This window comes from Thermofilum uzonense (genome assembly GCF_000993805.1).
GTDB classification, from domain to species: Archaea; Thermoproteota; Thermoprotei; order Thermofilales; family Thermofilaceae; genus Thermofilum; species Thermofilum uzonense.
Genome location: NZ_CP009961.1, coordinates 153182 through 166016 on the forward strand (window position 1 = coordinate 153182; position 12835 = coordinate 166016).

At 44.3% G+C, this 12835-nt stretch carries 16 protein-coding genes; 9 read left to right on the forward strand and 7 right to left on the reverse strand.

The features are described from left to right. Nucleotides 1–29 precede the first annotated feature (29 nt). Nucleotides 30–269: a ferredoxin gene (locus MA03_RS00830; RefSeq protein WP_052883460.1), complete on the forward strand. Its 240-nt coding sequence runs from the start codon at nucleotides 30–32 to the stop codon at nucleotides 267–269. Here the strand turns inward: MA03_RS00830 and MA03_RS00835 are convergent. Next, nucleotides 248–1804 (reverse strand): M1 aminopeptidase family protein, encoded by a 1557-nt coding sequence (locus MA03_RS00835; RefSeq protein ID WP_052883461.1) that lies wholly within the window; start codon nucleotides 1802–1804, stop codon nucleotides 248–250. The two genes, MA03_RS00830 and MA03_RS00835, sit on opposite strands and share 22 nt — an antisense overlap. Before the next feature lie 226 nt (nucleotides 1805–2030). On the opposite strand from MA03_RS00835, the gene MA03_RS00840 reads away from it, so the two are divergent. The 3 genes from MA03_RS00840 to MA03_RS00850 are packed head-to-tail and all read left to right on the forward strand — an operon-like array spanning nucleotide 2031 to nucleotide 3891. Further along, nucleotides 2031–2567: a metallophosphoesterase family protein gene (locus MA03_RS00840; protein ID WP_191118616.1), complete on the forward strand. Its 537-nt coding sequence runs from the start codon at nucleotides 2031–2033 to the stop codon at nucleotides 2565–2567. A gap of 38 nt (nucleotides 2568–2605) precedes the next feature. Continuing rightward, entirely contained in the window at nucleotides 2606–3304 is a 699-nt protein-coding gene (locus tag MA03_RS00845; RefSeq protein ID WP_191118617.1) for a purine-nucleoside phosphorylase, read from the forward strand. Beyond that, entirely contained in the window at nucleotides 3301–3891 is a 591-nt protein-coding gene (locus tag MA03_RS00850; protein WP_052883464.1) for a tRNA(Phe) 7-((3-amino-3-carboxypropyl)-4-demethylwyosine(37)-N(4))-methyltransferase, read from the forward strand. Before MA03_RS00845 ends, MA03_RS00850 begins: the two co-directional genes overlap by 4 nt. On the opposite strand, the gene MA03_RS00855 is transcribed toward MA03_RS00850, so the two are convergent. The 3 genes from MA03_RS00855 to MA03_RS00865 are packed head-to-tail and all read right to left on the reverse strand — an operon-like array spanning nucleotide 3886 to nucleotide 5849. Continuing rightward, nucleotides 3886–4275 carry a CopG family ribbon-helix-helix protein gene (locus MA03_RS00855; protein ID WP_052883465.1) on the reverse strand — a complete coding sequence of 130 codons (390 nt, stop codon included), beginning with the start codon at nucleotides 4273–4275 and terminating at the stop codon, nucleotides 3886–3888. The genes MA03_RS00850 and MA03_RS00855 overlap by 6 nt on opposite strands. Then, nucleotides 4275–5042 (reverse strand): metal ABC transporter permease, encoded by a 768-nt coding sequence (locus MA03_RS00860; protein ID WP_219731640.1) that lies wholly within the window; start codon nucleotides 5040–5042, stop codon nucleotides 4275–4277. The genes MA03_RS00855 and MA03_RS00860 overlap by 1 nt, the downstream gene beginning before the upstream one ends. Before the next feature lie 54 nt (nucleotides 5043–5096). After that, the gene (locus tag MA03_RS00865) at nucleotides 5097–5849 is read right to left on the reverse strand and encodes a metal ABC transporter ATP-binding protein (RefSeq protein WP_052883467.1); all 753 of its coding nucleotides are present in this window, start codon (nucleotides 5847–5849) and stop codon (nucleotides 5097–5099) included. Between the two features lie 100 nt (nucleotides 5850–5949). Here MA03_RS00865 and MA03_RS00870 point away from each other — a divergent pair, with 100 nt between their 5' ends. Next, the gene (locus MA03_RS00870) at nucleotides 5950–6846 is read left to right on the forward strand and encodes a metal ABC transporter substrate-binding protein (RefSeq protein ID WP_219731641.1); all 897 of its coding nucleotides are present in this window, start codon (nucleotides 5950–5952) and stop codon (nucleotides 6844–6846) included. Nucleotides 6847–7121: 275 nt separating this feature from the next. On the opposite strand, the gene MA03_RS09045 is transcribed toward MA03_RS00870, so the two are convergent. Then, the gene (locus MA03_RS09045) at nucleotides 7122–7301 is read right to left on the reverse strand and encodes a zinc ribbon domain-containing protein (protein WP_191118619.1); all 180 of its coding nucleotides are present in this window, start codon (nucleotides 7299–7301) and stop codon (nucleotides 7122–7124) included. 300 nt (nucleotides 7302–7601) lie between these two features. Here MA03_RS09045 and speE point away from each other — a divergent pair, with 300 nt between their 5' ends. Next, complete coding sequence (gene speE, locus MA03_RS00875) at nucleotides 7602–8537, forward strand: polyamine aminopropyltransferase (protein ID WP_052884841.1); 936 nt, start codon at nucleotides 7602–7604, stop codon at nucleotides 8535–8537. Here speE and MA03_RS00880 read toward each other — a convergent pair. Both MA03_RS00880 and MA03_RS00885 read right to left on the reverse strand, forming a co-directional pair. Beyond that, nucleotides 8528–9994, reverse strand: coding sequence for an acetyl-CoA carboxylase biotin carboxylase subunit (locus MA03_RS00880; protein ID WP_052883469.1), 1467 nt, complete (start codon nucleotides 9992–9994; stop codon nucleotides 8528–8530). The genes speE and MA03_RS00880 overlap by 10 nt on opposite strands. 10 nt (nucleotides 9995–10004) lie before the next feature. Beyond that, complete coding sequence (locus tag MA03_RS00885) at nucleotides 10005–10787, reverse strand: TatD family hydrolase (protein WP_052883470.1); 783 nt, start codon at nucleotides 10785–10787, stop codon at nucleotides 10005–10007. 59 nt (nucleotides 10788–10846) lie between these two features. Here MA03_RS00885 and MA03_RS00890 point away from each other — a divergent pair, with 59 nt between their 5' ends. The 3 genes from MA03_RS00890 to MA03_RS00900 all read left to right on the forward strand — a co-directional run bounded on the left by MA03_RS00890 (nucleotide 10847) and on the right by MA03_RS00900 (nucleotide 12808). After that, complete coding sequence (locus MA03_RS00890) at nucleotides 10847–11746, forward strand: polyprenyl synthetase family protein (protein ID WP_052883471.1); 900 nt, start codon at nucleotides 10847–10849, stop codon at nucleotides 11744–11746. Continuing rightward, a complete protein-coding gene (locus tag MA03_RS00895; protein WP_052883472.1) occupies nucleotides 11722–12381 on the forward strand; it encodes a class I SAM-dependent methyltransferase in 660 nt (219 codons plus the stop codon). The genes MA03_RS00890 and MA03_RS00895 overlap by 25 nt, the downstream gene beginning before the upstream one ends. A 76-nt stretch (nucleotides 12382–12457) precedes the next feature. After that, entirely contained in the window at nucleotides 12458–12808 is a 351-nt protein-coding gene (locus MA03_RS00900) for a PadR family transcriptional regulator (protein WP_052883473.1), read from the forward strand. The last annotated feature ends 27 nt before the right edge of the window (nucleotides 12809–12835 follow it).

A 12835-nucleotide genomic window follows, 5' to 3' on the forward strand; every position in this document is an offset into this window, starting at 1 on the left:
TCCATACGTCTTAAACACGGTGAAAAAGGTTGGCAAAACTTAAGGTCATTATCGACAGGGATCAATGCATAAGCGACATGGCTTGTGTCAGCTTATGCCCTGAAGTTTTCGAGATGAGCGAGGAAGACGGAAAGAGCCAGATCGTTGCCAAGTACAGAGTTGGAGGTAACCCCGGTGAGGGTGAGGTACCCGTAGAGCTTGAAGAATGTGTGAAGAGTGCAGCCGAAGCTTGTCCAGTATCCATAATTCACGTCCAGAAAATCGAGTGATTTTCTGCGTTTTTCTCAATTTTTTCAAAAACACTTTTGCTTCTCGCTATATCTATCTCCTTTTGAACCTTCTCATTTAGAAAGTAAGTTATCACTCCAATCGCGATGCCTATACCAAGCACGACTGTCTCGAAAGTCGTACTAGAACTAGGAGCAGAGGTCGTGTCTTTGCTTGTTGCTGGAGGGTTCCAGTCTTTTATATCCTTGAACCCCCAAGATCGGAATAGGGGTGCAAGGTTTTTACCTGCGGCAATACTTAGGACAGCTACAATGTCATTGGTTGTCTTGACCTTTCCGTAATCCCTTATGGCTTGAAAAAGGCTTTTTATAAACGCTTCGCCATTATAGGTTGCGCTTAGATTTTCAATTATATAGAAGCTAGCCAAGTATGCGTCTCCCACTAGTTCTGGAACAGTTGGCCAGTGTTGAATCAGGGATAGATTACCCTCGTAGTATTTGTAAAGTGTACGAGAGGCATTTATCATGTCGTTTCTGAGCTCGGCGACATTATATCCTAGGCCTTCAGCCACACTGATCGAAATGTACTGTGCTAGCCCCTCGTGGAACCATCGTGTTTCGTCATTTGCTTCGACGCCTGCCTTACCAAGAAAAGCGTGAACCATCTCGTGTATTATCGTAGTTTCAAGGTAACCTGGAGCATACCTTATAAGCCCAAGGTTTAACATAATGGGGCCTCTTCCCCCCGCATTGATGTCTTCTCCCATTACGAATCCTAGAGTCGTTATACCTCCCAAGCTCTGTTTGGGTAGATAGAATCTGAATACAAGCTCCTGTAAGGATACTCCTGTCATGCTAGTTAGATTAGCGTAGGCCTTTGAGGCCACGGTTAGAACCCTTTGAGCTAAGGACTTGTAAAAAGGTGGCGACTGGACTCTAATTGTGGTGTCGCGTACACTCGTATTAAAATCAACTGTAGTGACGTTAGAGAGTGTCAGGTATTCTATTACGACCCTACCAGAGATCACGGTAGGAGTGCCGGGAGCGAGAACATATCTTCTATATCCATTTACATTGATCCCCGTTGAGATCGGGGACTCAAGGGTTATTTTGCCAACGTTTGGTATTTTGACATAAACCTCTATGTTGACAGGAGGTGTAGATACAAGCATAGGGCTCATAAACCAGCCTTGGTTGTCGGCAAGCAGGCTAGCATAGGGGAATTTATAGCATATGGAGAGAATTGCCGTACCGTTTTCTCCAGGATTAAGATTGATCGTAGAGTTATAGTAGAAATAAGCGGATGAGGGAGCGTTTACTATTTGTGGAGTACCGTAGCTCTCGCATATTGTGTAGTTTTCGAATCTTGGAAGAGTAAAAAGAATCTTTGTTTTACCCAGTGTCTTGAATGTGATCTTCACGGTGGCATTACCTGTGTCATCTACGTTTATAACGGCTTTGATTGTAGGTAAAGGCTCAGCTTTAAATACATGGATATTATTGAGGATGAGAAATGACAGAATGATAAGTAGAATAATACCTGTCGATGTTTCTTTAATTTCGTGTCGTGATGGCATATTATCTGTCGTTGACTTGGAATGACACCTTAATTAGCTTATTGAGTCAAATGAGAAATTATTAACTCTCAAGTATGCTCTAATGGGGGTTAAAAATTTGACCTCAACGATCAATTGTGAGAAAACAGTATTTGTGTCTGACCTTCACTGTAGATCCGGGAGGATTTGCCACCAGTTGGCAATGATCATTAAAGTGTCTCATCTGTTGCAGGCAAGCTGTCTGGTGGTGGCGGGCGATCTGTTCGAGGATCTTCATTATAGAATCAGCACATACCAGCTGAAGTTTGAAATTTTAAAGCTCGGCCTCCCAACCGAGCTTCCACCCCTCATTATCTACACACCTAGTTTTTCCTCACATGACCCGATTGTCGATGAAGGCTCCATCAATCTGGGAAGATCTAGAATCTATATACGTAGAGTGGCCCATATACAATTGGGGGACGATGAAGTTGTGGTGACTCACGGTGATATCGGCATCGCAAACGGGGCTATCGCCCACTTAGTTGATAGAGTTGGCAGCCTGGTTGGAAGGAAGTTACTCGTGGAGGAAAAGGTCAAAGAGAAGTTAAACCTCAGGAATCAATGGCTTATCATGGGTCACACACATATCCCCGGACTTGACACAACTCGTAGAATTGGGAATCCTGGTTCCTGGAAATCAGCCTGGGGAAAATGGCTTCCCTACTGGCGTAAACCCACATATAGCCTGATATTCTATGACGGTAAAAGTTTTAGGTTGGTTTATCCTCTAAAAACGATATGACATATTATCATCCTCTCTCGAAAAAACCTTACCATATATTGGCGAAGCCAGGTGATATTGCCGAACGAGTTGTGGTCTCAGGAGATCCCCAACGCGTCGAGAGGGCCTCAAAGCTGCTTGAAAATCCACGTGTGGTTAACACTCATAGAGGATACCTTGTGGTTACCGGCAAATACAAGGGTACGGAGGTGACGCTGGCCACTCACGGCATAGGTGCTCCTTCGGCTGCCATTGTCTTTGAAGAATTAGTTATGCTGGGCGCTAAGGTTATCATTAGGGCTGGTACCTGTGGGGCTATTAGGAAAGAGGCTGGATTGGGCACGCTGGCAATAATAGAGGCTTCAGCTTATACTCCAGGGGGCACCTTAGGGATGTATTTCCCAGGTGTTTCATATCCAGCCTACGCGACGCCTGAAGTCGTCCTTGAACTAGAAAACGCGGCTAAGCGCCTTAACACACCATATTTCAGAGGCGTAGCGCTTTCGCATGATGCATTCCACATGGTTGAGCGAAAGGCCCATGAGTGGGCTCAGCTCGGGATCGATTTCCTAGAGATGGAATCTGCTATTCTCTATGCACTTGCAAGGCTACGAGGCTTTAAGGCTGGAGCCGTGGCACTAGTCGTGGACAACATGTCTACGGGACAAGAACTAACCGAAAACAAAACACAATTAGAGCTTTCAATGATAAAAACAGTCTTAGAGGCAATCACATCCTTTAAGATGGGAGGGTCTTGAGCACAAATAAGTGGAATGAACTTAGGGATCTAGCATTAAAACAGCTAGAAGAACACAAGCTTCAAGGACGCGTCGACCAGGATATAGTGTGGTTACTAGATCTAATAAATTCCTCGCCTGATTACTACACAACTAGCAGTTGTAGCGGTAGAATCCAGGTGGCAGCGGGGGCACATCCAGGCGATAAGGGCAAACTTCGTGTAATTGCAAAGTGGCATCGCATTATCCAACCAGAGGAGCTAACCCTTGTATTGTCCTCCACGAATGAAGACAACGTTTGGTTTTCTGTTCATCCCCCGATCTTCCATGTAGTTGCAAGGGATCTGCGAGCAGCTAAACGTCTTCTCGTTGCGGCTAGAAACTCGGGATTCAAGCACAGTGGTATTCAAGGCTTAGGAAAGCGTATAATTGTCGAGATAATGTCTATGGAGAAGATTGAGACACCACTGAGATTACATGGCATACAGATAGTTGGCTATGACTCTTTAGTCTTACTAGTTGAGGCTGCTAATCAAGCTTTATTACGTGGTAAGAGAAGGCTTTCACGTCTGGCCGAAGTATTCTACAGTAGAGATAAAACATCATGAGTGGCATGGAACAAATTTACAGGTCTTGCATCCACTTTTCTGTAGTCCATTCTCGAGCTCTAGGATTCTCTCGCTCTGGGCCCTCGTATAAATGACTTCAATGCATTTTCCCTCAGAGGAGTGTATGTGCAATCTGCTCAATATCATATCCTTGTTGTCTTCTAATGTGTGGTCTATCTTGTCACTCATTTGTGGTTCATAAGATAATATTAATACACCCTCACATGTATGTGGTGTCATGAAGTGGAATTTTCCATTAAGGAATTCCCTTAAAGCCAAGTTTACTATATGAGACCTGTTTGTCTCAGTGGCCTGGACCAGCTTCTCAATCTCTTGGGCCAGCCTCTCATCTATACTTACTCCAAACCTAGCCTTCGTACTCATCACTTCTCACCCTTGATAACGAGAAAAATCAGGTAAAGCGTGAATAGTATTAACCCGAAAGCAGCAGAGGGAGCAATATTCAAGTAAATGGCTAGAAGAAGTCCCATGAATCCCGAAAAAGCCGAGGACAGCATGCTGATCAACAAGACCTCTCGCGAGTTTCTTGCCGAAGTAGCAGCTATGGCTGCGGGCAGCAGCATAACTACATGCTCGATCACAAAACCGACTACTCTCAGCAATCCAACGCTTGCAACAGTCAACAGGGTTATAACGAAGTAGTCGTGAAGCTTAGCATTTATTCCGTTAAGTATAGCGTAATCTCTGTCAACACCAATCAGTACTTCTTTCTCATAAAATGCCAGGGTCAACAAGATTAAAGCTATAGAGGTAACGGCAGCATTGACAGTATCCTCCCAAGAGGCTAAGAGGGGGTCGCCAAGAATATATGACCACAGGCTAACTTTGGCAGGGAACATAGTTAAAATATAGTAGAGGGCTGCCACACTTGCAGATGTTGTAAAAGCCACAAATACAGAGGTTGCTGTATTCTCATTGACCCCTCTGTGGACAAGGTACATTTGAAGATATGATAGAGGAATACTGACAATCACCGCCCATAAGGTAGGATCCCCAGCAAGAAAAATGGACATCATGTAGCCGAGAGCGATTGACAAAAGTGCAGCGTGAGGCAGGGAGGAGGCAAAGAAGTTAAGTCTCCTCGCGGATATTATGGGACTTAACGCACTAAATGCTAGAGATGTTGACATAATGACAATAACCCAATTCAGATCGAGGTACATTTGTGCTTCCACCCCCTGAGCCTAGTGTATTATATGGAGACACTTCTCGATATACAATACATTCTCACCATAAGCCTTACGCAACAGGTCAAGCCTGAAGATCTCTGCAGGCGGGCCAGCGGCCTTAACGCCCCTGTTAAACACTATTATTTTCTCGCTAAGGTTGACTGTTAAGACCGGGTCATGTGTTGTCAGTAGTATCATCTTGTTTTGCTTCACCTTCCTGATAAATGAAAGAATATCATCCTTGCCTCTAGGATCTATTCCCGAGAAAGGCTCATCCAACAACAGTATCGGAGTTTCCATTGAGAGGGCTCTGGCAACTAATATTCTTTGAACTTGTCCACCACTTAGCGAACTCATTCTCTTATCCGCGAACTCCTGGGCACCCACCAAAGCCAAATAATCGTCTACGATCATCTTACAGTCTCTCTTTTTACAAGTGCCTCTAGCTCTCAAACCGGCCTCTATAAACTCTCGTCCAGTCATGGGATAATTGTAATCGATATTCGATAACTGTGGAACATAAGCCATGTATCTTCCAGCCTTAGAGGGGTTTCCTGTTATTTCTTCGCCGTTAACAAGAACCCTTCCCGATAATGGCTTCAAAAGACCTAGGATTACTTTGAAAAAAGTGGTTTTTCCAGCTCCATTGGGACCAAGAACCGTAAACAGCCCGAAGCCCTCCAGTCTTATGTTCTCGTTTTCCAGTATCTGCTCTGAGTTATAACTAAAGGTTAAGTCCCTGATTTCCAGTGATAAGGTCTCGTGCATAAACTTCCCGATAATTTTAAATAAATGTGCACAAATATATACTTTGTCCCAGTAATGGTTACAGTGGGTGCATAAAACTATGATTGATGCAAAAGGTAATGTGCACATAAGCAGAGAAAGACTGGTGTTTATAATACTCGTAGCTTTGTTATTTCTTGTTTTCTCGGTGTATCTTCTAACACAGGGTGAAAGGACATCTGAGACCAAGAGTGGTTTAAACATAGCGGTAACGTTTTACTCTCTAAAGCCCGATTTAGATCTACTCGTATGCGAGGGAGACAATGTTTTCTCAATAACACCTGCAGGCGTAGACCCCCATGAATATCAATTGTCTCCCGCGGATATTGAGAAGCTAAAACAAGCCGACCTCATAGTATCAACCGCTCATACGCCTTTCGAGACACAAATACACGAGCTTGTAACACGCGGTGAATTAAAAGCAGTTCTTATAGAGATTCCCGGAATTCCACAAATTAAGATTAGGAATAACCCGATGACTGGTCAGCCGAACTATCACTGGCCAATTTATGACCCGGACAATTACAAGGTATACCTTTCCTATGTCGAGAGTAAATTAGAGGGCCTAAGGCCAAACTGTAAGTCAACCTACAAGAGTCACTTAACGCTAATTTTGAACAACATAACAAGGATCCAGGACTCTCTCACGCCTATATCGGTATGCGCGGTCGCTACCTCACCGCCTGTACAGTACGCGGTAGAGTGGACCGGCGTCAAAGTAAAGTACTTGCTTCAAAAAGAAGAAGACCTCCCAGCAACCCCACAGGACATAGCATCCATTGAACAGAGCCTTGCCAGCGGGGAGTGCAAGCTAATAGTGATTGTAGGTAGTACAAGTACTCCGCTTGCACAGAAAGCCCTCGAGCTCTCTGGAAAATACAAGGTAAAGTACATTGTTATACCCAGTCCCATCTCTCCTCAGAGCACACTGAGTAAGATAAATGAAGTCGTAAAGATTCTAAATTCTTTAAAATATTGAGGAAATGAGTAAAAGAAAAGTTTTTCTCATACTATCTAAGTTTAATTCCGGATGAGGAGCGCTGGAACTGCTGAGGATTCTCTATGATGTAGGCTACAACACTCTGATACTTCTCAATCGCTTCTCCAAATTCATCTACACTTGCCCGCCATGCGTCACCGGGGCATGGCTTCCGGTTACCCTTCTTAGGGGTTATTCTCTGGCTCCTAATGGGCGTATCTTTTACTTCTTGTCTCTCTTCTCGGTGGGTGTGTAACTCCGCTGTGTGTTGGGATTTAGGCTTCGATCTTGCTGGGTGTTGGCGGGCTGTACCCTGTCTTCTCAGCGATGTTTAGTGCAGCATTTATGTCGGCGTTTACTTCTAGGCCGCAGTTCTTGCACGTGCATAGCCTCGCTGAGGGCCTACGCTGACATCCTGCCAGACTACAGTAAGGCGCTTGACAGCATGGATGCAATGCTCAGGGAGCTCGAGGAGCAAAGGAGCATGCTTGAAGGCCTCCTCGAGGAACAGGAAGATCATCCCCCCACTCCCTAGCCTTGACTTGAGAAGCTATCACCTCACCCCTCAAACTGGCGTTCAACAATCATTCGAAAAAAACGAGAAGGTTAATAATGATTACTCTCTGAGTCTCGAAAGAGTGTTGGGGCATGGCCCAGGAAGTGTCTCCTCAGTTTAGAACTGTCATCCACTAGACTCAGAAAACTTCCGATCAAAGATGAGATATAAAAGCCTGTATGGCATGAGTAAAAGCGATATGAACAATAGTAGTTCTGAGAAAATAGGAGTATTATGGTATACCGAGTGGCTTAGCCCACTAGAGGCTCATGTTCACGGAATCAAGGAGGTTATCTTTGACGGCTGGACTAAATATCAGCGGGTAACAATTGCGAAGACCGGGTCATTTGGAAAAGTACTCTTCCTAGACGGATATGCCCAAAGCTCCGAATATGACGAGTTCATTTATCATGAATCATTAGTACATCCTGCGATGATTACTCATCCCACCCCGAGAAAAGTCCTCATTGTCGGAGGAGGCGAGGGGGCGACATTGCGGGAGGTATTAAAGCACGACACTGTGGAACACGTGGTTATGGTTGATATAGACCAGGAGCTGGTAGAGCTGGCTAAGAAATACCTCCCCGAATGGCATAAGGGCGCTTTCGATGATCCTCGTGTAGAGCTACTTTTTATGGATGGAAAAGAGTATATCGAAAAAACACGGGAAAAATTTGACGTAGTAATACTAGACTTGACAGACCCCATAAAGGATACACCCGGAGTCTTACTTTACACACGCGAGTTCTACGAAGCGGTCAAGAAGATTCTAAACAAGGAGGGCGTAATGGTTACTCAGGCTACCTCGACAAGATATTATATAAATGCGTTTACAATAATTGGAAACACTCTACGGGAAGTTTTCCCATATGTGAGACTATACAAAGTATTCGTTCCCGCCTTTTATAGCGAGTGGGGATTCGCAATAGGCACGATTTCCAGGGATCCATTGTCCATCCCTCAGGAAGAGGTTAAAAGGCGTCTAAAAGCTATGGATCTTAAGTACTTAGATCCAGAAGCCTACGCGTTTCTATTCCACATTCCACGCTATATGCTGGAAAAAATGAAAAAATACACTCAAGTATCGACTCTAGAAAACCCCTTAGAGTTGGCCCCTTGGAATCATCAGACGTGAGCTCTTGCAAGTAGTCTCCAATAACTGATAGACTTCGACGTCTGTTCCGCCTTCGTCTCAGCTCTTTCTTGGATCATTGTTGTAGTCACAGGCTCCTCCAGGTTTTTGAAGAGTTCTCTTTTTTCTAGAATTTGGGTGGTGTAGGAGCCTTTAACGAAATCCTCATCTTCCAGTATCCTAATCAGAAATAAACGATTTGTTTTTAACCCTCTAATCTCAAGTTCGCCTAATGCACGTTTCAGCCTTCTTGTTGCTGACTCTCTATCATGGCCCCAAGCTATTACCTTCATAAGGAGTGAATCATAAAACTCAGGCACTCTGAAGCCTTCATAGACGCCGCTATCTACTCTTATCCATGGTCCAGCAGGAAGGCTTAAACGTGTTATTGAGCCGGGTGAAGGAGCGAAATCCGATGCGGGATCCTCGGCGTAGATCCTGGCCTCAATAGCATGACCCCTGAAGGAGGGGTCGGAGAGAGATGAAGGTAAATGTTCCCCTGAAGCTATGGCTAGCTGTTGCTCAACGATATCCACACCAGTAATCATCTCAGTTACGGGATGTTCTACCTGTATCCGCGTGTTCACCTCGAGTAAGTAAAATCTCCTTTCATTTAAATCGAAGAGGAACTCAAAGGTTCCCGCGTTCACATAATTGCAGCTCTGAGCAGCTTTAACAGCCAATGTAAGGAGCTTTTCTCTCTCCTCAGATGTTATCGAAGGGGAAGGCGCTTCCTCTATGACCTTCTGGAATCTTCTTTGCACACTGCACTCTCTCTCGAAAAGATGAATTACTTTCCCGTGCATATCCCCGAGAATCTGAACCTCTATATGTTTAGCCCTGGGAAAATATTTCTCAAGGTAGACCTCGGTTCTCGCGAAGTATGCTTTAGCTAGTCTAGAGGCTTTGGCGATTTTTTCTTTCAGTTCCTCGGGGCTGAAAGCCACAAACATGCCAATACCGCCGCCACCACCTGAAGGCTTCACGACCACAGGATATCCAATTTCTTCTGCTTTAGCCTCTGCCTCCTCCAGACCAACCGGATCAAGTGTACCGGGAACAATAGGTATTCCAGCCTTGGCAAAAAATCTACGGGAGGAGATCTTGTCTCCAGCCAGCTTTAGAACGTCAGGTGTGGGGCCTATCCAAGTGAGACCGGCCTCCTTAACCTTTTCCGCAAAAACAGGATTTTGTGATAAGAATCCGTATCCAGGATGTATCGCTTCCGCCCCTGAAGATGATGCAGCACGAATAATTTTTTCCATGTTCAGGTAGCTCTCCCTAGGTTCGGAAGGCCCTATAAAGACTTTCTCATCAGCAAGCTTTACATGAAGGGAATTTTCATCTGCCTCGCTATACACAGCTACAGTTTTTATTCCAAGCTCCTTAGCAGTTCTTATTATGCGAACTGCTATTTCTCCCCTATTTGCTATTAGGATTTTGTCAAAGTATTCTCCCATTACACATCCCCTATCTTAACCCGTAGAATATTAGTGCGTTTTCAGTCGTTATTTTGTCTATCTCCTCAAAATTGATCTCTCTCAATCTGGCTATCTCTTCTATCACATATTGCACTCCGAGTGGAGTGTTTACGCCCCCATCGGGTCCAAGGAAAGGTGAGTCCGTCTCGGTAAGTATGTGTTCCAAGGGAAAGCCCTTAGCTATTTTACGCATGTTCTTAGTGTCTCGGACTTTTAAATTGACTGAGAAATAAAAGCCCATGTCGAGGGCTTTTCTAGCTGTGGTCATGTTGCCTGTGAAAGAGTGCATTAAGACCTTCTCGTCTAGTTTATAGCTAGAGAGAATCTCTACAGCCTCCTCCTCTGCTTTTCTACTATGAATGACCACGGGTTTTCCAATTTTCTCAGCAACCTCGAGCATCTCCAAGAAGACTCTTTCGGAGCGCCTGTATTCCTCCTCGTTTTTTATCCAGAACCTGTCGAGCCCTATTTCCCCTATAGCCACTATCCTATCTTTATTCTCGAAAATGAACTCCTTGTATTTCTGAATTTCTAGATCACTCATTTCAACCACTTGGGTTGGGTGTAAGCCGAGGCTGACGAAAACTCGCCCATTATATCTTTGAGTGAGTTCAAGAGCTATTCTGGCATCTATGAAATCCTCCTTTTTCTCACGGTCGAAAGGGAATGCTGAAGTCACTATTCCCGTTAGGACAGTTGCTGCCTCGGGAAGAACCCTATCCAAGATTTCCTTTAAACCCGGATACGTTAAATGGCAGTGCGCATCGAACACAAATCGGTGTTTGTGGATAGCCTTATATTGCTTATGTAAAGTGATGAAAAAGGTATTTCATGCTGAACGCTGTCACAGTGTACTCCCGGATGAGTGTGCTTCGAGAAATGCTTGAAGCATATATTCAGGATACCCTCTCAAAAGAAATCCCTTACGAGGAGGTTTTCTATGCTCTTAAAGGAGGTAAAGCACTTAGGGGTACACTGGCTCTTTTTATGGCTGAGTGTCTTGGAGGTGATCCATCGATTGCTCTCCCGATTGCATTTGCCTTAGAACTCATGCATTCTGCCTCCCTGATACACGATGATATAATTGACAAGTCGGAAGTCAGACGAGGGAGGGAAAGTTTCTGGAAAAAGTATGGTTTAGAGAAGTCTATAATATACCCACACGTCCTTATGGCCACCGCCATTAAATATGTTTCAAAAGCGGGGATAGAAGCGGTTCGGGAGAGCATGGATGCTTGGAGGAAGGCAGCTATTGGCCAGATTTGGGATATGGAAATCCTTAAAGGAGAAAGGGGCGTCGCCAGTTACATCGACATAGTAGCTTATAAAACGGGCGCTGTATTCGAGGCTTCCTCCGTTCTTCCACTCTACGCTTTAGGATTAGATGGAGGAATCATAAGTACAGCTAAAAAGTTCGGTCTATCTCTCGGTTCAGCGTACCAGATCTTGGATGATCTTTCCGATATCGAGAAGGGAGAAAAGAGCAGTGGAAGCGTTTTAAAACTACTTGAAGAATCTGGTGGAGAGGTATATCCTTATGCTCTAAATCTGTTTAAAGAGGAACTAGATAAAATTCTAAAGAATGCAGCAGAGCTTTCAATCAAACTAGCATATTATGCAAGATATTCTCTGGAAACATTTCTACAGGAGACTAGTGACGAGACTCACCAAAAAATCCTTGGGATTATAAATTCGAGGTGGACTTATTGGGGACTACCGGATTATCGGTAAAGCTTTGGCTTCAAGTTGAGGAGGTTTTAAGATATCTCTTTGATGAGGATATCTACGAGAGAGCTAACACTGCGATGAGCCTTGGTCTCCACAAGCTTTTAAGAGAATATGTTTTGAGTATGGTTACTAATACAATCTTAGACGTCGGATGCGGTAAGGGGGAGTATATACCTTATCTTGCAAAAAAATCCGACTTTCTCGTGTGCCTCGATCCAATCCTACCCAGGTTTAACTCGAAGCATCCAAAAATGGATAGGGCTGTAGGTGTTGCCGAGTACCTACCCTTCAGAGATGGGGCTTTCTACTTTGCTACTGCCATGTTTAGTTTTCGGGACTTTTTCGATAAAGCTAAGGGCATATACAATCTGAGGCGTGTCGTTAAAAGAGGCGCGCTAATCCTAGATCTTTTCTCGCCGTCCTACATCCTTCGTCCTCTCTTAGTGCTATATTTCGGTGTTGTTGCTCCTGCTATGGGTTGCCTGGCAACAGGGTGTAAGAAAGGACGGTGGGAGCTAATCTTACCCACCATCTTGCTAATGCCTAGGTCAACCTTTTTCGAAAGAATAGGAGGAAAGATCATGTTAAAAAAGGCATATGGTTTGGTTGCTATTGTGTACTTGCCTCCTTATTTTTGAGAAAAGGTGTCTAAGGATTCGTACAATATTTCAATAAATTTATATATATCCCAAACAAGAAATATTTCAGGATCCTATGTCTAGGAAACAATCTTCAAGCGATGTGGGGGCACTCCGAGTAAATACAACTATAAAACTTTACACCTTAATCCTCCTAGCAGAAGGGGAAAAACACGGATACGAGCTCATGCGAACCCTTGAGAAAATGATTGGAGCGCCTGTAGGTCCCTCACAAATATATCCTTATTTAAGGAAGCTTGAAGAAGCAGGATTAGTCAAATCAAGAGAAGTGGGGTCACGGGATAAAAGATCTTACAAGCTTACCCGAGAAGGTGTGGAGTTCGTAAGAGATGTTTTGGAACGTTCTCTTTCGGTTATCCAGGCCGCTGTTAAGGTTATCGGGAGAGAAAAAGTGTGCTTACCTTAGGAGCTGAAAAATTCACAATCAATCCTT

Excerpts from the sequence above, each read along its gene's own strand:
- MA03_RS00835 (WP_052883461.1), bottom strand. The coding sequence starts at position 1,804 with ATGCCATCACGACACGAAATTAAAGAAACATCGACAGGTATTATTCTA.
- MA03_RS00855 (WP_052883465.1), bottom strand. The coding sequence starts at position 4,275 with ATGAGTACGAAGGCTAGGTTTGGAGTAAGTATAGATGAGAGGCTGGCC.
- MA03_RS00860 (WP_219731640.1), bottom strand. The coding sequence starts at position 5,042 with ATGTCAACATCTCTAGCATTTAGTGCGTTAAGTCCCATAATATCCGCG.
- MA03_RS00865 (WP_052883467.1), bottom strand. The coding sequence starts at position 5,849 with ATGCACGAGACCTTATCACTGGAAATCAGGGACTTAACCTTTAGTTAT.
- speE (WP_052884841.1), top strand. The coding sequence starts at position 7,602 with ATGAACAATAGTAGTTCTGAGAAAATAGGAGTATTATGGTATACCGAG.
- MA03_RS00880 (WP_052883469.1), bottom strand. The coding sequence starts at position 9,994 with ATGGGAGAATACTTTGACAAAATCCTAATAGCAAATAGGGGAGAAATA.
- MA03_RS00890 (WP_052883471.1), top strand. The coding sequence starts at position 10,847 with ATGCTGAACGCTGTCACAGTGTACTCCCGGATGAGTGTGCTTCGAGAA.
- MA03_RS00900 (WP_052883473.1), top strand. The coding sequence starts at position 12,458 with ATGTCTAGGAAACAATCTTCAAGCGATGTGGGGGCACTCCGAGTAAAT.